Origin of the sequence: Pseudomonas sp. V98_8 (assembly GCF_029967975.1) — a bacterium.
In the GTDB taxonomy this organism is placed as follows: Bacteria; Pseudomonadota; Gammaproteobacteria; order Pseudomonadales; family Pseudomonadaceae; genus Aquipseudomonas; species Aquipseudomonas umsongensis.
The window spans coordinates 58,147-75,995 of sequence record NZ_JASCAE010000049.1 but is presented as its reverse complement, the minus strand read 5'-3'; the positions used below and the strand labels follow the sequence as shown (position 1 = coordinate 75,995).

Sequence of the window (17,849 nt, the reverse complement as noted above, 5' to 3'; positions counted from 1 at the left end):
CAGTATCCTTTCGGCCCTCTTCGCGGGCAAGCCCGCTCCCACAGGTGACCGAGTACTTCCATAAGAACGCGATCCACTGTGGGAGCGGGCTTGCCCGCGAAGAGGCCTTCGGGGTCAATACAACTTCTGAACCTTGTTATCATCAAGCATCGACACTTTATCTGTCGGTTTGGTCAACAAATTATTGAGCGACTGGTCAAACTTCTGCAATGCCCTTACTTGCACATTCTGTTGTTCGTTAATGTCGGCGACAATCTCTTCGCTGCGTTTAAAGTCTGCCCATACAGGACTTAGCGCCTTCGCATCATACCCTTTTGCAGTGCCGATATAATTCAGGTTCTTATCGTAGAAGTCCACGCTGACATTGGCCTCGATGTCCGAACTGCGCGAGGTGATCAACTGGCTGCGGCTGTCGACGACGGCGACCACGTCCGGTTTTGCCGCCTGCAGGCTTTGCACGTCCGGGTATACCGTGACTGAGCCGAATTGCCGTTGCAGGGAGGCCTTGACCCAGTCCACCGCCAAATCGGGTTTTGACGTGGCCACATAGGCATCATGGATGGACTGCACCAGCAGGCTCTGGCCGAAACCGGTGCCGGCATTGGCCTGGTAGTCCTGCAGGTAGGCGCGGTTGGCCTGGGTATTGCGGCTGTAGACAATACCTAGTGTGACATCGCTGCCGTTGGGTATGCGCGTTGCACTGCTGCGACCCACCGGTTGCGTAAAGATACCCTCCAGCGGAGTCACCGCTGAAGGTGCCGTGGGAATTGAGCAACCGGTTATCAGAGTGGCCATGGTCAATGTACTGACGAACGCAAGTTTCATGGTGTTTCTCCAGTGAAACAACTTCGGTCGGAAAGTTACAGTTGCCGTATGAGCACGGCAGTCACTCCAGACTAAACCGTGTGTTGCTGATTGAAATAGCCAATCTATGCACTTATCCAATAGACAATAGTTTTGTTTGGTTTAACGGAGCGCGGTTAATTGCCTGAAGATATAAAGACGCCCAAATCAAGAGTTTGGGCGTTTTTATTTATGGCTACAGGTTCAACGATCAGTTTTGCAGTGGGGTCAACACTTTCTCGTCCGGTGACAACACCATGAACACCAACAGCTTCGCAGGTTTGGTTTTGCTGGCATTTTTCGAGACCAGATGTTCCGAGCCGGCAGGTTCGTACCAATACTCGCCAGCCTTGTAAGTAACCTCTTTTTCGCCCTTCACCTGGGAAGTGATCGATCCCGAAAGGACATAGGCCATGGCGGTGCCATCGTGTTTGTGGGCGATCGACGCTTGGCCTGGCTTATAGTCGACCTCGATCATCAAGGCCTTTTTCCCTGGGGCGTTCTTCAGCATCTGGTCCTGCAGCACCGTGACCTTTTCTGAAGGATCACTGGCTTCGTGGGCAAACGCCGAGGCGCAAACGGTCAAGGCAAGGGCAGCGAGAGAGCAGCGCAAAACGTTCATGGTTCATCACCTGCAGTGGTTGGTTGTCAGGGACCAATCTATTGCGCCAGGTGGGATAAACAAACAGCCAATTCTTGCGAAGGCCAGGTGACCAATTTGCGGCGCCGCAACGAAAAAGATCGCAGTCCCCGGTAAGGTTTGCAGAGGTACCCATACTCTGCAAGCGCGACCAAGGACTGCGATCTTTAACCGTGTTTTATCTGATCGGAAAGCTATTGAAGTCGACAGCGTTGGCCAACTGGCAATCGATCAGGTCGATGAAGCCTTGCACCTGGGGGTTGTTGAAATGCGATTGCATCGCCGTTTCCGATTGCCAGTGGGCGCTGACAGTCCAGCGATTACTGTCCTCAGGGCAGCGGTCGACCATATAGGATTCACAGCCCGGTAGTTCGCGCAGGGTATCGACAATCTTTTGCAATTTCTGACCCAGTTCTTCCGAGCGACCGGCGACGGCCTGCACCTGTACGGTATTGATCACTTTGTAGGACATTGGCTCACACTCCTCATTGAGGGATAACGCCTATGCAGGATAGGCCTGCACCCCCGGACCACCAATAGCCAATCGCCGAATAAAGGCGCAGTCCAATCCATCAGGCAACCTGCTGCAAAATGTCCCGGAAACGGTCCAGGGCGATGTCGATATCCAGGGTCTCGATAGCACCAAAGCCGAGGAAAAACCCGTCCTGCGGCGCTTGCTGGTAGAAAAAGCTGTCAATGCCATAGAGCCCGACCTCAACCTTTTTCGCCAGCTCGATCACCAGTGGCACGTTGATCGCTACCTTGCACAGCACCACCATGTGAAATCCCGCCGTGGTCGGCACCGCTTCGAGCCAGGGCGCGAGATCACCGGCCATGCGCGCCAGGATTCGCTCACGCCTGCCCGCATAGATGGTATGGCAGCGACGAATGTGTTTGAGCAGGCAACCTTCGGCGATGAATTTGGCCAGCGCCCACTGGGGCAGGGTGGAGGTGTGCAAGTCGGTGAGTTGTTTGGCGCGCACCACCGCCTCGAGAATCGCGGGCGGCAGGATCGCGTAACCCAGGCGCAGCTCTGGCAGCAGGGTTTTCGAGAAGGTCCCGACATAGGCGACGATCCCGCGCTCGTCCATGCTTTGCAGCGAGTCCGTGGGCCGGCCTTCGTAGCGGAACTCGCTGTCGTAGTCATCCTCGATGATAATCGCTCCCAGTTCATGGGCGCGCACCAGCAGCGCAGCACGGCGCTCCTGGCTCATGGGCATGCCCAACGGGAACTGGTGTGACGGGGTGACGTAGATCAGCCGCGTACCGAGGGGGATTTTCTCCACGACAATCCCTTCGGCGTCCACCGGCACGCCAATCACCGTGGCGCCATGGGTGCCGAACAACAGGCGCGCCGGCGGATAACCGGGATCTTCCATGGCGACGATACTGCCCGCTCGTATCAGCACCCGGGAAATCAGATCCAGCGCCTGTTGCGCACCATTGCACACCACCACGTCCTCATCCTGGCAGACGACCCCGCGAGAAAAGGCGATGTGCTGCGCGATGGCATTGCGCAGCGCAGGCAGGCCTTCGGGCAGGCTGTAGAAGCCCTTGGATCCGGCGATCTGGCGCAAGGCGTGGGACGTGCAGCGCCGCCAGTCGTCCTGGGGAAACTGGCCCTTGCTGGTGGCGCCGCCAATGAAGTCGTAGCGCAGCGAGCCTTCCAGCGTCGGATGTCGCAGAAACACCGGCAAGCTGCGCCAGGATTCGATGACCTCGAAGCCCGCTAGCTCATTATGAGTTTGTTTGCGCTCGATTTTCGAGACGCGGGCGTTGACGTAGGTGCCTTTGCCGATCACCCCGGTGAGGTAGTTTTCATAGGTCAGCTGGGCATAGGTATCGGAAATGGTCTTGCGCGAAATGCCCAACTGTTCGGCCAACAGGCGGCTGGGAGGTAGTTGCGTCCCGGCGGCCAGGCGACCCGATTCGATGGCGCTGCGCAGTTGCGTGTACAACTGGCCCGCCAGGTCCTTGCGTCCGTTAATGACAACGTGTAGTTCCATACCGGCAAGGCTCCATGGCGATTGAGGCGCGTGTGCGTTACGCCAGATTACCCTCAACTGGCGTTTATGCAGTAGTTGCGTGGCGTAAAAACCGCCAATTGGTCTGGGCCCAGGTGGTCCACGGAAATTCCGCGCAATTGGATATGTAACACAGCGTTAACAACGTCTACCTTGGCGGCATATCGACGCCATATGAGGTCACGCCATGACCCTCCGCCTGGATTATTACAGCGCCTCGCCCAAGGCGATGAAAGCGCTGATCGCCATGGAAGCCCTGACCAGCAACCTGAGTATCGAGCCGGCGCTGCTGCACCTGATCAAGATCCGTGCTTCGCAGATCAATGGCTGTGCGTTCTGCACCGATATGCACTCGGTGGACGCACGGCGCCTGGGCGAAACCGACCGCCGCCTGTACTCCATCGTGGTCTGGCGCGACAGCAACTTCTTCAACCCGCGCGAGCGCGCCGCCCTGGCCTGGACTGAAGCGGTGACGCTGCTTTCGCAGGACCACGTGCCAGAGGCTGTCTACGAGCAAGCCAGGGCGCAGTTCAGCGAAGGTGAACTGGTGGACCTGACCATCGCTGTCACCACCATCAACAGCTGGAATCGACTGGCCGTTAGTTTTCGCCAGACCCCCAGCGCCTGAACGGCTGTCACGCGTCGTTCATGTACCTTGCGCAGGATGGAACTCCCAGCGAAAGATCGACAGGGAGTCATCGATGTCATTCATGGAAACCCGGGGCGACCAGCCTGTAGCCCAATATCCCGCACCCCTCGATACAACCTCCTCCTGGCGCACCCGCGCGGCGCAGATCGATCCACTGCTGGCGCAATGCTTCAGTGTGATCGCCCGGTGCGGCTGCTTCATGCAGGCAGCGCGGCGCCTCAACATCAAGGCAACCCGGTTGCGCCAGCAATTGGCGCAGCTTGAAAAACAGCTGCGGTGTTCACTGTTCAGCTCTTCGGAGAATGGCCTGGTACTCAGTCGAGACGGCCTGCAACTGCACAAGCAGCTGATCGCCCTGGCGCATGAACGCGATCTGCCGGTGCTCGAGCAACCTGTGGTGCGCTTGGCGGTGGCCGAGACGATCCTGCACGACATCCTTGGCCGCGATCTGGTGGCGCTGCTGCGACGCAATGCCGGTGCGCGCCTGGACATCATTACCCTCGACAGCGAATTGTCCCTGCAGGCGGTCAGTGCCGATGTCGTGGTGTGGATAACAGGCATCGACTCGCCAACGCCGGGACCGAGTTTTGCTGTCAACGTGCCCAGATGCCTGGCACGGCTCGACTATCTGCCGCACATCGCCAAACGCTATTCACGAGTCGCCGCGCGGCCGGCCGGTCTCGATGACCTGGCCGATTTCATGCTGGTGCAATGGCAGCATAATCGACAGATCGACAGTTTTCGGCTTTGGAACGACCTGGTCGACCAGCGCCTGGCCGGGGTCGTGCAGTCGCATTCCTATCCACTGATGCTGGAGATGGTCCGTTGCAGCGCCTGCATCGGCCTGTTGCCTGGCTACATGAGCCATTTCGACCGTGGCTTGATCGGTTTGCCAGGGTTGTTCAGCCAGCCGATGCAGCGCCAGGTGTGGCTGGCGGTGAATACCGAGGCCGAGGGCGATGCGCAGGTGCAGACGATTGTCGAGTTGATCCAGAACACTTTCAGTGAACGTCGGGACTGGTTCCTGTAGGAGCGAGCATGCTCGCGATGGACGTCAACGATAACGCGGGGCGCCTGAAACCCCGCGGTGTTCCCAGGTTTTTCGTCGGAACGCCGCCCGGAGCATGCTCGCTCCTACAGGGTGTTTTTCCATGTTGGATGCGTTGTAGAGTGAACGGCCATGTCTCTATCAAGGATGAATCACCCATGACCGGCACCGACGCTGTCATCACCCTCGAACGCCTCAACCATTCCCACGTCCCGGGCATCACCGCGCTTTACCACGAACCGGTCGTCGCCCGTCAGACCCTGCAAATGCCGTTTCCATCCTCCGAGACTTGGCAAAAACGCGTGGAGACGGACAATGAACGGATCGTACAATTGGTCGCCCTGCATCAAGGGACGGTTATCGGTAGCATCACCCTGGAACAGTTTCCACGCATCCGCCGCAGCCATGCGGGCAGCTTCGGTATGGGCGTTGCTTCCCAATGGCAGGGCAAGGGCGTGGGTTCGAAACTGTTGGCGGCGGTGCTGGATATCGCTGACAACTGGATGAACCTGCGAAGGGTTGAACTGAGCGTGTATGCCGACAACGAAGCCGCCATCAGCCTGTACCGCAAGTTCGGTTTCGAGACCGAAGGGCTGTTTCGCGACTATGCGGTGCGCGATGGCGTCTACGTCGATACCTTGAGCATGGCGCGCATCCGCCGCATGCCCAAGTGCGATTGATCCATACCACTCGCGCTTTTAGTCGTACGCCGTCGGCGCGCATCTGCCATGCTCAATGTCCGCAGCACCGCTTCAATCAAAGGAACACCGCAATGGACGACGTACGGCAACTGGGCGAGATGCTTCGTCACTACGCAGACAGCGAAGCGCACAAAAAGCAGCTGTTCGAGACACAATCAGCCGAGTGGGCCAGGCGCATCGAGGAGTTGTTCGATCAGATCCAGCAGTGGCTGGAGCCGGTTCTGGCACCGAATCTGCTGGAGGTGAGCCGCGAAGCGTATGTCGCGTCCGGGCCGAGTGTCCCGGTGGAGACGTCTACCTTCAAGACTGAAAAGCTGAGCATTACGATCGCCGGCAAACCAGTGGAGTTCGTGCCGGATGTGATGGGTGCCGGTGGGCAGATTTCCCTGGCAGTGATGGGCTTTACCGCTGCGCGCTACGGCAGTGTTTCACTGGTGTGCATGCCATCGTCCAGTGGCTGGCAGTGGCGCAAGACCAATGGTCTTAAAGATCCGGATACCTTTGTCTTCGATGCGGATTTCCTGGCGCAGCAGTTGCAGAGCCTGATTCCGCGCGAACGCGGCTGAGTTTTCGCGACACTGTGAATCCCCTGTGGGAGCGAGCCTGCTCGCGAAAGCAATGAATCAGTCAATATCGATGTCGACTGTCAGCCCGTCTTCGCGAGCGGGCTCGCTCCCACAATGAATGGGTTGTAGGTCAGATTTCGATTTTGCCCCAACCCGGCTTTGGCTCTTGCGGCGCGACCGCGTTGATCCGCTTGCCGGTAGCGGCCTCCACTCGCCGGGCGACTTCCGGGTCATCGGCAAACGGCATCAGGCTGGCATCGTCCAGGCTTTCGGCGGTCTGGTGGCGCAAGCAGTATTCGATGGCGCACCACAGGAACACTACCCCCAGGATATTCAACAGGACTTCAGTCATCAGGCTATCTGCGCCTCGCTTTGCGCCATCGCCACGTCGGATACCCGTACCGTCCGCCACACGTTGTAAGCCATCACCAGCATGCCCGTGAGGAACAACACGCCACCGGCAAAGCGCACCACGAACCCCGGATGGCTGGCCTGCAACGCTTCGACGAAGGAATAGGTCAGCGTACCGTCATCGTTGATCGCACGCCACATCAGGCCTTGGGTAATGCCGTTGACCCACATCGAGGCGATGTACAGCACGGTGCCGATAGTGGCGAGCCAGAAGTGCAGGTTGATCAGCGGGGTGCTGAACATCTGCGTGCGACCGAAAACCTTTGGCACCATGTGGTAAGTCGCGCCGAAGGTGATCATCGCCACCCAGCCGAGGGCCCCGGCGTGCACGTGGCCAATGGTCCAGTCGGTGTAGTGGGAGAGGGCGTTGACCGTCTTGATCGCCATCATCGGCCCTTCGAAGGTCGACATGCCGTAGAAGGCCAGGGACAGCACCAGGAAACGCAGGATCGGGTCGGTGCGCAGCTTATGCCAGGCGCCCGAAAGGGTCATCATGCCGTTGATCATCCCGCCCCAGCTCGGTGCCAACAGGATCAGCGACATGGCCATGCCCAGTGACTGCGCCCAGTCCGGCAAGGCGGTGTAGTGCAAATGGTGCGGACCTGCCCAGATGTACAATGTGATCAGCGCCCAGAAGTGCACGATCGATAAACGATAGGAATACACCGGCCGGTTCGCTTGCTTGGGCACGAAGTAGTACATCATCCCAAGGAAACCGGTGGTCAGGAAAAAGCCCACGGCGTTGTGCCCGTACCACCACTGGACCATGGCGTCGGTTGCCCCCGAATACACCGGGTAGGATTTGAACCAGTCCACCGGAATCGCCAGGTGGTTGACCACGTGCAGCATCGCAATCACCACGATGAACGCACCGAAGAACCAGTTGCCGACATAGATGTGTCGGGTCTTGCGCTGCACCACGGTGGTGAAGAACACGATGGCGTAGGCCACCCATACCAGGGTCATCCACACCGCGCCGGAGAATTCGATCTCGGCGTATTCCTTGGTGGTGGTATAGCCCAGCGGCAACGTGATGAGCATCACGACGATGACCGATTGCCAGCCCCAGAACGTGAAGGCTGCGAGCTTGTCCGAGAACAGGCGCACCTGGCAGGTACGTTGCACCGCGTAGTAGCTGGCGGCGAACTGCGCGCTGCCGGCAAATCCGAAAATCACCAGGCTGGTGTGCAGCGGGCGCAAGCGCCCGAAAGTGGTCCACGGCAGGTCCAGGTTCAACTGCGGCCACACCAGTTGCGACGCGATCCAGACGCCCATCGCCATCCCCACGACGCCCCAGATCACGGTTGCCACGATGAATTGGCGCACGACCTTGTAGTTATAAGCCTGTCCGATAGTTGTAGTGCTCATGTTCAATGCTTCCACGGTTGCAATGACGTGCACTGTAAAAACCCTGGCGAAAACAAAACAGACTCAGGAAAAACTGATTTATGCGGATCAGATATGCAGCGAATCAAATTGGGCGCCTCTGATCCTGATACGGTTTTTTCATGAGTAGCTGAATCTGTAATGAAAACCGGCACGAGTCCATAGTCATTGCCTCGAAACGAGCCGCAGCTAATGCCGCCCAACCTGTGGGAGCGAGCCTGCTCGCGAAGCGTCCGGCACATTCACATCGATGTCGCCTGGTACTCCGCCTTCGCGAGCAGGCTCGCTCCCACAAGGGGCGCGCCAGGCATTGGCAACAGAGCCCGATCACTCTTGATGAGGTAGCCAGATGTATCAGTACGACGACTATGACCGGGCACTGGTGTTCGAGCGGGTTGCGCAGTTTCGCGATCAGGTCGAACGCTTCATGGCCGGCGAACTGAGCGAGGAAGAGTTTTTGCCGTTGCGCCTGCAAAACGGCCTGTACATGCAAAAACACGCCTACATGCTGCGCGTTGCCATTCCCTACGGCACCCTGAGTGCCCGGCAGATGCGCACGCTGGCGAGCATTGCCCGGGATTACGATCGCGGCTACGGCCACTTCACGACGCGCCAGAACATGCAGTTCAACTGGATCGAACTGGCCCAGGTGCCGGACATCCTCGAACGCCTGGCCCAGGTCAACATGCACGCCATCCAGACGTCCGGCAACTGCGTGCGCAACATCACCACCGAAGCCTTTGCCGGGGTTGCGGCCGATGAAATGATCGACCCGCGGCCGCTGGCGGAAATCCTGCGGCAATGGTCGACCATCAACCCGGAATTCCTCTACCTGCCACGAAAGTTCAAGATCGCCATCTGCTCGGCCGAGCAGGATCGCGCGGCAATCATGATGCACGACATCGGCCTCTATCTTTATCCCGGTGACGACGGGCAAATGCTGCTGCGGGTCATTGTCGGCGGCGGCCTTGGGCGCACGCCGATCCTTGGCTTGCAGATCCGCCAGGGCTTGCCGTGGCAGCACCTGCTGTCCTACGTCGAGGCGGTGCTGCGGGTGTATAACCGCCATGGCCGGCGGGACAACAAGTACAAGGCACGGATCAAGATTCTGGTAAAGGCCCTGGGCATCGAAGCGTTCGCCAGGGAAGTCGAGGAAGAGTGGACGCATATCAAGGATGGCCCGGCACAGCTGACCCTTGATGAGTTCGAGCGCGTGGCCAGTGCCTTCGTTGCGCCGCGATATCGCGAACTGGCGGATACCAGCCTTGAATTCGGCACGCAGCTGGCCCAGGACCCGGCGTTCGCCCGCTGGGTGCTGCGCAATGTACAGGCACACAAGGTATCGGGGTATGCCAGCGTGGTGCTGTCGACCAAGCCGGGCGGCAGCGCGCCGCCGGGGGATGTCACGGCCACGCAAATGGAGGCGGTGGCGCAGTGGTCCGAGCATTTCGGTTTTGGCGAGATTCGCATCGCCCATGAGCAAAACATCGTGCTGCCGGACGTGCCAAAAGCCGACTTGTTCACCCTCTGGCGCCTGGCGTGCGAACACAACCTCGGCTGCGCCAACGTCGGTTTGCTCACCGACATCATCGCCTGCCCCGGCGGCGATTTCTGTGCACTGGCCAACGCCAAGTCGATCCCCATCGCCCAAGCCATTCAAGCGCGCTTCGAAGACCTCGATTACCTGCATGACCTGGGCGACATCAGCCTCAACATCTCCGGCTGCATGAACGCCTGCGGTCATCACCACATTGGCAACATCGGCATTCTGGGTGTCGATAAGAACGGCAGCGAGTGGTACCAGATCACCCTCGGTGGCGCCCAGGGCAAGAACAGTGCGTTGGGCAAGGTCATCGGCCCGTCGTTCAGCGCTGCGCAAGTGCCTGCGGTAGTCGAACAGATCGTCGACACGTTCGTGCGTTACCGCGAAAGCGAGGAGCTGTTTGTCGATACCTTCCAGCGCATCGGCCTGGAGCCGTTCAAAGAGGCGGTTTATCCGTCAGCGCTGGAGGTGTCGGCATGAACAATCTGTTGCGTTTGCAAGAGGGAGGGGCACGGATTGTCGAGGATGATCCCTGGACGCTGGTTCGGGACCTTGAGGCGCCGTTGCCTGAGGGCCAGGTGATTTTGCCGGTGGCCCGCTGGCTGGAAAATCCGCAGCAAAACGCAGTCTGGCTCGGACCGGATGATGAGGTGGAAGGCCTTGAACGGTGGTTTGGCCAGTTGCCCTTGATCGCCCTGGAGTTCCCGAGTTTTCGCGACGGTCGGGCCTACAGCCAGGCTTATTTGCTGCGCACTCGATTAGGCTGGACCGGTGAGTTGCGCGCCGTGGGTGATGTGTTGCGCGATCAGCTCAGCCATATGCGCCAATGTGGGTTCGACAGTTTCGCGGTGCGAGAAGACAAGTCGGCCGAGGATGCGCTGAAGGGATTGGCGGGAATGAGCGTGTTGTATGGACGCTCGGTGATTGAGCCGCGACCGTTGTTTCGGCGGCGTTGACGTCAATTACGCATTGGCAGGGCTGACGCTTTCGCGAGCAAGCCCGCTCCCGCATTTGATCCTTGGCATTCACAAAAATCTGTGACCCACACAGATCCAATGTGGGAGCGGGCTTGCTCGCGAAGGGGCCATTGGATCAGCCCCCGATCACTTCAACGCCGGATCCCCCATGTTCATTTTCTTCCAGCCCTGCAACAGCACCTGGGCCTTCGGTTCCTGACCGTTATCGAGGTAGTACTGGATCAGCGACATCCGCGCATTTCGGTCGGCTGGCTGCACTTTCAACAGCCTTTCCAGTTCCTCGCACGCGGCATCGATCTTGCCGCTGTCATGCAGGGCCACCGCCAGCACATAGCCGTATTGTCCGCTCTGCGGTTCCAGTTGTGCGGCCCTGCGCAGGAAGGGCATGGCCTGTGCGGGTTGGCCGGCACGCACCAGCGCCAAGCCCTGGGTGTGTTGCAACAGAGCGGCGTCGGGGTGTGCCTTGAGGCTCTGCGCCAGCAGTGCTTGGGCTTCCTGGCCGCGACCATTGGCTTCCAGCCATTGCACCAGTGTCACCAGCGCCGGATAAAAGTCCGGGTCGCGCTTGAGTGATGTGCGCAGCAAGCCTTCGACTTCGCCACTGCGACCGCTGGCCTGATACAGCATGGCCAGGTTGAGGTTGGCTTCGGCGCGTTCGGCCAGGCTTTTTTGCACGTTCTCATATTCGGTGATGGCCGCGTTCCACTTGTCTTGGGCAGCGCCCAGGCCATTGCGTGCAACGCTGAGCAAATCCCGGGCCGCGGCAATACGTACAGCCTTCACCGGATCGCTCAGCAACGGTGTCAACAGCGGTGCACGCTCCGGCGGTGGCAAGAACGCGCTGATCGCCCGTACGGCGCTTTCACGCACTTGCGGCGCCGGGTTGCTCAAGTCCCGAGTGGCCAGTTTCAGCGCCTGTTCGCTGGGGTACAGCGGTAGTTCGGCGAGCAGTGTCGCCCGTTGAATCGCCGGCAGGTTGCTGCGTTGCAGCTGTTCGTACAGGGCTTGTGCGGCGCCAGGCTGTCCATTGCGGATCAGCCACAGGCTTTCGTCGTAACGCGGGGCCTGCGCGGCGGTGGAGGTGTTCCAGAGTTTGAACTGCTCGGTGACCTTGTCACCGGCCTTGCCCTGGTGACAAGTCAGGCAAGCGTCCGGCGTACCGAGTTTTTTCGCCCGCTCGGGGTTGGGGATGCTGAAACTGTGGTCGTGCCGAAAGTCATTGCCCATATAAAACTTGCCGGGCATATGGCAATCGATGCACTGCGAACCCGGCTGGCCCATGGTGTGGCGGGTGTGTTCGATGGAATCGTAGTTTTTCGCTTGCAAGCCTTTGCCGTCGACACCTTCGACGGAGGTCTTGCCAGCTGTGTTGTGGCATTGCAGGCATACGCCATTGCCCGGCGCCTTGAGTTCGGTGCTGTGGGGGTTGTGGCAGTTGCTGCAGCGCACGCCCTTGTCGAACATTTTGCTCTGGGCGAACGAGCCGTGTTCGAACACTTCATCCTTGATTTTGCCGTCCAGGGCATACAGTTCACGGGTCAGGGCGCTTGGCAGGTAGTCGTCCATCAGGCGCTTGCCAACGGTAAAACCGTCGCCCAGTGGCGCACGACGGGAGTGACAGCGGGCACAGGTTTCGATCTCGACGGTCGCGTTCTTGTCCTTGAGGTCGACGGCGAAACCCGAGTGGATCAGATCGCCTTTTTTCGCCGTCCATTGCAGATGATTGGAGGCCGGGCCGTGGCAGGCCTGGCAGCCGACGCCGAGGCTGTTCCACTGGCTGTCGAAGATGTTTTTCGCGGCATCGAAATTGCGCTTGTAGCCGGTGGTATGGCACTCGACGCACATGAAATTGGCGTTCTGGCTCGGCTTGCTCCAATGCAGCGGGTCCTTGAAGGTCACGCCCTGGCCTGGATAGAGATGAAACCAGCGGTGCTTCTCGGTATCCCAGGCGATGCCGAGGGCTTGCAAGCGACCTTCACCGACCTCGATCAGGTATTGCTGCAAGGGTGCGATACCAAAGGTGTAGGCGACCTTGAAGTCGGCGTTCTTGCCGTCGATGCCCGGTGTGTTGACCCAGAATCCGTCATCCTTGCGCGAAAACCGGGTGGTTTCGTTTTCGGCCTTGAAGGTGACGTTGTTGAAGTCGCCGAGCATGGTCTGGGCGTTGGCCTCCTGCATCGCCAATTGGTGATGGGAACCTTGCCAGTCCTTGACCTGTGCACTGTGGCAGCCTTGGCATTGCTGTTCGTCGACCATCGTCGCCGGCGCCACGGCGACGGCTTGCGACGGCGGCTTGACGGGTTGCGCGACAGGTGTGTTGCTCGGCGCATAGGTCAGCGGAGCGGGTTGGCTGTGGAGCAGAAACCAGCCGATGCCCGCGACCGCCAGCAACAAGACGCCGATGGTGGCGGGGAATAGGTATCGATGAATCAGGGTCGGTTGCGAATCAGGGTTTGGGTTTGCTGCTTTATTTTTATGTGTCGGCATTACGACTTCCGTAGTCCAGGTGCGTTTGCCGCAAGGCGCGCGTACAAGCTTGATGCAGCTTTGCTGGATGGCCGGCTTCTGTCAAATGATGGTTGCGGTGAAGCTGATGGCCTCTTCGCGAGCAGGCTCTCTCCCACGTTTGGTCTGTGTCGTACACAAAATTCGTTTATGAACGCAATCCACTGTGGGAGCGAGCCCGCTCGCGAAAGCGGTTTGACAGACAACTGATCACTCGCCGACAAACCAGCGGTAGTACGGATTCCCGCCATCCCCGCGCATCACCTCACGCACATCCCTGGCCCAGGCATCCCGATCTCCGTCATAGGCGTGCAGGCTCGCCCGGTAGAACTGCATCAGGCGTTGCCGATGGGCGTTCATTCGCTCGCTGAACCCTTGATCCGCGTTCACCAGCACCGGCGGTTGGTGCAAGTCCAGCAGGGCCGGCAGCACTCGGCTGATTTCCTTGGCCCGCACCCACGGCGCGTATTCGATGCGCGGCTGATCATCCGTCACCACCGGTGCATCGGCGGCGAAGCGTTCCAGGCCGGCGCGATCAGTGACCCAGGTCGCGAGCAAGGCGGCAGCCGAGCCGATACCGACATCCTGCAAGCTGCTGCGCACAGTGTCCTGCTGGAAACGTTGAGTGATCCTGGCGGCATCCAGCTCGATTGGCGCAAGCGACCCCACCAGCAGCATCTCGTGAAACTCGCTGGTCCACAGCGTGGCGTAAGGGAAGGCATCGAGAAAGCTGCGCACCAGCGAACGTGAGTCGTCGATGTTCTGCGTAGGCAAAGGCAACCACTGGGCGACCAGGCCCTGTTTCTGCAAGCGGCTGGCGGCCAACTGGTAGAAGTCCCGGGAGTACAGGTTGACCACGCCGGCCGCGGAGGGCGGTGGCGGTTCAAGGGTGATCAGGTCGTAGCGCTGTGGATTGCGCAGCAGTTCCTGGCGACCGTCGCGCAGGCGCACGTCGACACCCGGATCGGCCGCAGCATTGAAGTTGCCCTTGAACAGCGGCGCGGCGTTGACCACCGACGGCAGCAGTTCAGCGACAACGCGGTGTTCCAGGCCCGGATAGCGAGTCAAGGCGCCCGCGGTGATGCCCGTGCCGAAACCGATCACCAGCGCCGAACGCGGGTCGCCATTGTGGATCAACAGCGGCAGCAGCGCCTGAATCCGCATGTAGCGCAGCGAAGGCATGGCGTCGCCGGTGTTGGACACACCCTGGATATACAAGCGCTGGAACACTCTCTGACCCTTGCCCTGGGTGACCACGGCGACAGTGCCGCCGCGCCCCTCCTCGTAGAACGCCAACGTGCCGTTACGCGCGCCGGGCAGCAGGCTGGCCAGCTTGTCCACGGGGGTCAGCAGCGCCAGTGCCACCGAAACCAGGCCGACCGCGATGACGCCCTGGCGCCGTCCCTTTTTCACGCCGTGGCCCTTGCGCACGGCAAAGTAGCCGATACCCGCAGCAATGATCGCCAGCAGTCCCAGGGTTCGAACCAGGCCCAACAGCGGGATCAGCACAAAGCCGCAGAGCATCACTCCGACGATACCGCCGAGGGTATTGAACGCCACCACCTCACCGACGTTGCGTCCTACATGGTCGCGCCCGACGCTCAAGCGCAGGGCCACGGGAAACGCCGCGCCGAGCAGCACCGTGGGTACAAACACGATGCTCAGCGCCGCCACGGCGAAGCGTGCGCTCATGCCGAGCAGTTCACTGGCGCCCCATGACAGCACCCAGGCTTCGACCACGCTTTGCGCGAGCACCAGCCACCGCCCGAGCAGGGCGATTTCGAGCAATGCGATCAAGCCGGCACCGGCGATCAGCAGGCCGAACACACCCCAGGGATCGCGCAGGCGATCAACCCGACGGGCGAGCAGGGCGCTCCCCAGAAATAGCCCGGTAAGGTATGTCGCCAACACCACGGCAAACGCATAAGTGCGCGTACTCATGAACTGCACGATGGATTGCGACCAGACCACTTCGTAACCCAGGGCCACACCGCCTGCAATCGAATACAGCCACAGGGCCAGGCGGTCCGGGGCTTTGTCGGCGTGATGTCTGGCCGGCGTTTCAACGGGCAGCGAACGCTGGCGCTGGAACCACAAGGCACCTGCTGCAGCCAGCAGATTGAGCATCGCGGCGGCCAGGGCACTGCCGCGTACGCCCAGGGTTGCAATCAGGACGAACGCGGCGAGCAGAGTGCCGGCAATGGCGCCCGCGGTGTTGGCCGCGTAGAGCTGACCACCGGCCTTGCCCAGTTGTTGTGGATCGGCGGCCAGGGAGCGCACCAGCACTGGCAGCGTGCCGCCCATCAGCAACGCCGGAATGCCCACCAACGCAAACGGCAACATCCAAGCCAACAGGCCCACCTGTTGCTCCAGCCAGGCAAACGGACTGGCCGCCAGGCTCATGGCGAAGGTCGCACCGACACCCAGCACCGCCACCAGCACTTCCAGCCCGGCATACAGCAGGACCGGTTGCCGCAAGCGGTCCGCCCAGCGGCCGAACAACAAACCACCCAACGCCAGGCCGGCAAAAAACGCACTGATCCCGGTGGTGATGGCGTACACCTCGACGCCCACCACCAGCGACAGCTGCTTGATCCACAGCACCTGATACACCAGCGCCGCGGCACCGGAGACGAACAGCAACAGGGCGGGGATCAACAGCGCCGGGGAGGCGACATGGTGGGCAGGTATGGCCGACGACTTACTGGCGACACGTGAGGACATAGGTTCGTTGCCTTGCACAGAATAAGAATTAGACACAGAACATTGTAGGAGCCAGCTTGCTGGCGAAGGCGGTGTATCAGACGCCATCCTGTTGACTGGACTACGGTCATCGCCAGCAAGCCGGCTCCTACAAGTGTTGTGTTTGCATCCTGGAATAAGTCCGCTCGCCGGTGAGGGCGAGCGGCGGTCAAGCGGTGTTACTTGGTGTTTTTCATTTTTTCATCGATTTTCTTGTCAACTTCCGCACGGATCTGGTCGATGCTGAAGCTGGCTGGTTTCTGGCTAGGTGGGTATTCGACGAAGGTCTGCAGGAATTCCGCAGATTTTTTCACGCCATTGAATATCAGGTAGTCGTTCTTGGTCAGCCAATCATAGTACTGGTCGGACACGACGTCGGCCCGCTCGTAGGGGTCCATGCGCAGGTTGAACATTTTAGGCACGCGCAGGCAGGTAAATGGCTCGCTCCACACCTTCAAGCCACCGGGTGCGCGTTGCTCACAGAAGACAATCTTCCAGTTGTCGTAACGCATGCCCACTAGGTCACCGTCATCGCTGAAATAGAAGAACTCGTTGCGCGCACTCTTGTCAGTCTTGCCAGTCAGGTAGTCCAGCTGGTTGTAACCGTCCAGGTGCACCTTGAAGGTCTTCCCGCCGACATCAGCGCCCTTGAGCAGACGGTCCTTGATGTCAGTATCGCCGACAGCCGCCAACAAGGTGGGGAACCAGTCCAAGCCGGAGAACATCTGGGTCGACACTTCACCCGGTTTGACGTGGCCCGGCCAGCGGATCATCGCCGGTACCCGGAAAGCCCCTTCCCAGTTCGAGTTTTTCTCGTTGCGGAACGGGGTGGTCGCCGCATCCGGCCAGGACCATTGGTTCGGGCCGTTGTCGGTGGTGTACACCACGATGGTGTTGTCGGTGATCTTCAGATCATCCAGCGTCTTGAGCAACTTGCCCACGTCGCCATCGTGTTCGAGCATGCCGTCAGCATACTCGTTACCCGGCATGCCGCTCTGGCCCTGCATGGATTCGCGCACGTGAGTGAAGGCATGCATGCGGGTGGTGTTCATCCAGACGAAGAACGGTTTGTCCGCCTTGGCCTGTTTCTCGATAAACGCCTGGGCGGCGGCAGTGGTTTCGTCGTCGATGGTTTCCATGCGCTTTTTGGTCAGCGCGCCGGTGTCTTCGATCTTGCCATCGGCGAAGCTGTGGATCACGCCGCGTGGGGAGGCTGCCTTGACGAATTCGGCATCATCCTTGGGCCAAAAGGGACGTTCCGGCTCCTCTTCGGCGTTGAGGTGGTAGAGGTTGCCGAAGAACTCGTCAAAGCCATGGTTGGTGGGCAGGTATTCGTCCTTGTCCCCCAAATGGTTCTTGCCGAACTGCCCCGTTGCGTAGCCCTTGGCCTTGAGGGCCTGGGCAATGGTCACGTCCCTGGCCTGCAAACCCACCGGCACGCCCGGCATGCCGACTTTGGACAGGCCGGTGCGCAGTGCAGACTGGCCGGTAATGAAGGTCGAGCGCCCGGCCGTGCAACTGTTCTCCGCGTAGTAGTCGGTGAACATCATGCCTTCCTTGGCGATGCGGTCAATATTGGGGGTTTTGTAGCCGACCACGCCGAAAGAGTAGGCGCTGATATTGGTCTGGCCGATGTCGTCGCCGAAGATCACGAGAATGTTTGGCTTGTCCGCGGCCCAGGCCGTGGCCGAGAACGCCATCACCGAAGCCGCCAGCAAGGCCGCCTTCGGTATCCACTTGCGTATGCCAGTCATATGACTTGCTCCTTTTGCTTGAGTCGCTCGGTGCGACAAACGTTCATTACGGTCCTGCGT

15 protein-coding genes are annotated in these 17,849 nt (G+C 59.9%); 6 read left to right on the top strand and 9 right to left on the bottom strand.

The genetic code is table 11. The annotated features are described in order from the left end of the window. Positions 1-114 precede the first annotated feature (114 nt). The 4 genes from QLG10_RS16425 to QLG10_RS16410 form a co-directional block, all read right to left on the bottom strand. On the bottom strand, positions 115-825 hold the full coding sequence (locus tag QLG10_RS16425) for an ATPase (RefSeq protein WP_282487686.1): 711 nt from the start codon (positions 823-825) through the stop codon (positions 115-117). A gap of 229 nt (positions 826-1,054) precedes the next feature. Then, entirely contained in the window at positions 1,055-1,465 is a 411-nt protein-coding gene (locus QLG10_RS16420) for a cupin domain-containing protein (RefSeq protein ID WP_110752171.1), read from the bottom strand. Between the two features lie 196 nt (positions 1,466-1,661). Next, positions 1,662-1,955, bottom strand: a complete 294-nt coding sequence (locus QLG10_RS16415) for an antibiotic biosynthesis monooxygenase family protein (protein WP_110752174.1) — start codon at positions 1,953-1,955, stop codon at positions 1,662-1,664. Between the two features lie 100 nt (positions 1,956-2,055). Beyond that, complete coding sequence (locus tag QLG10_RS16410; protein WP_282487685.1) at positions 2,056-3,489, bottom strand: PLP-dependent aminotransferase family protein; 1,434 nt, start codon at positions 3,487-3,489, stop codon at positions 2,056-2,058. Positions 3,490-3,694: 205 nt separating this feature from the next. Between QLG10_RS16410 and QLG10_RS16405 the strand changes: the two genes are divergently transcribed. The 4 genes from QLG10_RS16405 to QLG10_RS16390 all read left to right on the top strand — a co-directional run bounded on the left by QLG10_RS16405 (position 3,695) and on the right by QLG10_RS16390 (position 6,471). Then, complete coding sequence (locus QLG10_RS16405; RefSeq protein ID WP_110752178.1) at positions 3,695-4,135, top strand: carboxymuconolactone decarboxylase family protein; 441 nt, start codon at positions 3,695-3,697, stop codon at positions 4,133-4,135. A gap of 73 nt (positions 4,136-4,208) precedes the next feature. Next, positions 4,209-5,186 carry a LysR family transcriptional regulator gene (locus tag QLG10_RS16400; protein ID WP_110752180.1) on the top strand — a complete coding sequence of 326 codons (978 nt, stop codon included), beginning with the start codon at positions 4,209-4,211 and terminating at the stop codon, positions 5,184-5,186. A gap of 176 nt (positions 5,187-5,362) precedes the next feature. After that, a complete protein-coding gene (locus QLG10_RS16395) occupies positions 5,363-5,884 on the top strand; it encodes a GNAT family N-acetyltransferase (protein WP_110752184.1) in 522 nt (173 codons plus the stop codon). Between the two features lie 92 nt (positions 5,885-5,976). Beyond that, positions 5,977-6,471, top strand: coding sequence for a hypothetical protein (locus QLG10_RS16390; RefSeq protein WP_282487684.1), 495 nt, complete (start codon positions 5,977-5,979; stop codon positions 6,469-6,471). A 130-nt stretch (positions 6,472-6,601) separates the two neighbouring features. Here QLG10_RS16390 and QLG10_RS16385 read toward each other — a convergent pair whose 3' ends face one another. Together QLG10_RS16385 and ccoN are read right to left on the bottom strand one after the other, a co-directional pair. Next, complete coding sequence (locus QLG10_RS16385) at positions 6,602-6,823, bottom strand: cbb3-type cytochrome c oxidase subunit 3 (RefSeq protein ID WP_110752188.1); 222 nt, start codon at positions 6,821-6,823, stop codon at positions 6,602-6,604. Further along, a complete protein-coding gene (gene ccoN / locus QLG10_RS16380) occupies positions 6,823-8,250 on the bottom strand; it encodes a cytochrome-c oxidase, cbb3-type subunit I (RefSeq protein WP_110752190.1) in 1,428 nt (475 codons plus the stop codon). Before ccoN ends, QLG10_RS16385 begins: the two co-directional genes overlap by 1 nt. Before the next feature lie 367 nt (positions 8,251-8,617). On the opposite strand from ccoN, the gene QLG10_RS16375 reads away from it, so the two are divergent. After that, positions 8,618-10,291, top strand: a complete 1,674-nt coding sequence (locus tag QLG10_RS16375; protein ID WP_110752192.1) for a nitrite/sulfite reductase — start codon at positions 8,618-8,620, stop codon at positions 10,289-10,291. Beyond that, positions 10,288-10,767, top strand: a complete 480-nt coding sequence (locus QLG10_RS16370; RefSeq protein WP_110752194.1) for a DUF934 domain-containing protein — start codon at positions 10,288-10,290, stop codon at positions 10,765-10,767. The genes QLG10_RS16375 and QLG10_RS16370 overlap by 4 nt, the downstream gene beginning before the upstream one ends. Before the next feature lie 147 nt (positions 10,768-10,914). On the opposite strand, the gene QLG10_RS16365 is transcribed toward QLG10_RS16370, so the two are convergent. The 3 genes from QLG10_RS16365 to QLG10_RS16355 all read right to left on the bottom strand — a co-directional run bounded on the left by QLG10_RS16365 (position 10,915) and on the right by QLG10_RS16355 (position 17,789). Next, positions 10,915-13,275 carry a tetratricopeptide repeat protein gene (locus tag QLG10_RS16365; protein WP_282487683.1) on the bottom strand — a complete coding sequence of 787 codons (2,361 nt, stop codon included), beginning with the start codon at positions 13,273-13,275 and terminating at the stop codon, positions 10,915-10,917. A 228-nt stretch (positions 13,276-13,503) separates the two neighbouring features. Next, a complete protein-coding gene (locus QLG10_RS16360; RefSeq protein WP_282487682.1) occupies positions 13,504-16,017 on the bottom strand; it encodes a fused MFS/spermidine synthase in 2,514 nt (837 codons plus the stop codon). 197 nt (positions 16,018-16,214) lie between these two features. Beyond that, positions 16,215-17,789, bottom strand: coding sequence for an arylsulfatase (locus QLG10_RS16355; RefSeq protein ID WP_248677402.1), 1,575 nt, complete (start codon positions 17,787-17,789; stop codon positions 16,215-16,217). Positions 17,790-17,849: the final 60 nt, after the last annotated feature.

Bases quoted from the DNA above. Each gene is read 5' to 3' on its own strand.
- QLG10_RS16425 (WP_282487686.1), bottom strand. From the start codon at position 825: ATGAAACTTGCGTTCGTCAGTACATTGACCATGGCCACTCTGATAACC.
- QLG10_RS16420 (WP_110752171.1), bottom strand. From the start codon at position 1,465: ATGAACGTTTTGCGCTGCTCTCTCGCTGCCCTTGCCTTGACCGTTTGC.
- QLG10_RS16415 (WP_110752174.1), bottom strand. From the start codon at position 1,955: ATGTCCTACAAAGTGATCAATACCGTACAGGTGCAGGCCGTCGCCGGT.
- QLG10_RS16410 (WP_282487685.1), bottom strand. From the start codon at position 3,489: ATGGAACTACACGTTGTCATTAACGGACGCAAGGACCTGGCGGGCCAG.
- QLG10_RS16405 (WP_110752178.1), top strand. From the start codon at position 3,695: ATGACCCTCCGCCTGGATTATTACAGCGCCTCGCCCAAGGCGATGAAA.
- QLG10_RS16400 (WP_110752180.1), top strand. From the start codon at position 4,209: ATGTCATTCATGGAAACCCGGGGCGACCAGCCTGTAGCCCAATATCCC.
- QLG10_RS16395 (WP_110752184.1), top strand. From the start codon at position 5,363: ATGACCGGCACCGACGCTGTCATCACCCTCGAACGCCTCAACCATTCC.
- QLG10_RS16390 (WP_282487684.1), top strand. From the start codon at position 5,977: ATGGACGACGTACGGCAACTGGGCGAGATGCTTCGTCACTACGCAGAC.
- QLG10_RS16385 (WP_110752188.1), bottom strand. From the start codon at position 6,823: ATGACTGAAGTCCTGTTGAATATCCTGGGGGTAGTGTTCCTGTGGTGC.
- ccoN (WP_110752190.1), bottom strand. From the start codon at position 8,250: ATGAGCACTACAACTATCGGACAGGCTTATAACTACAAGGTCGTGCGC.
- QLG10_RS16375 (WP_110752192.1), top strand. From the start codon at position 8,618: ATGTATCAGTACGACGACTATGACCGGGCACTGGTGTTCGAGCGGGTT.
- QLG10_RS16370 (WP_110752194.1), top strand. From the start codon at position 10,288: ATGAACAATCTGTTGCGTTTGCAAGAGGGAGGGGCACGGATTGTCGAG.
- QLG10_RS16365 (WP_282487683.1), bottom strand. From the start codon at position 13,275: ATGCCGACACATAAAAATAAAGCAGCAAACCCAAACCCTGATTCGCAA.
- QLG10_RS16360 (WP_282487682.1), bottom strand. From the start codon at position 16,017: ATGTCCTCACGTGTCGCCAGTAAGTCGTCGGCCATACCTGCCCACCAT.
- QLG10_RS16355 (WP_248677402.1), bottom strand. From the start codon at position 17,789: ATGACTGGCATACGCAAGTGGATACCGAAGGCGGCCTTGCTGGCGGCT.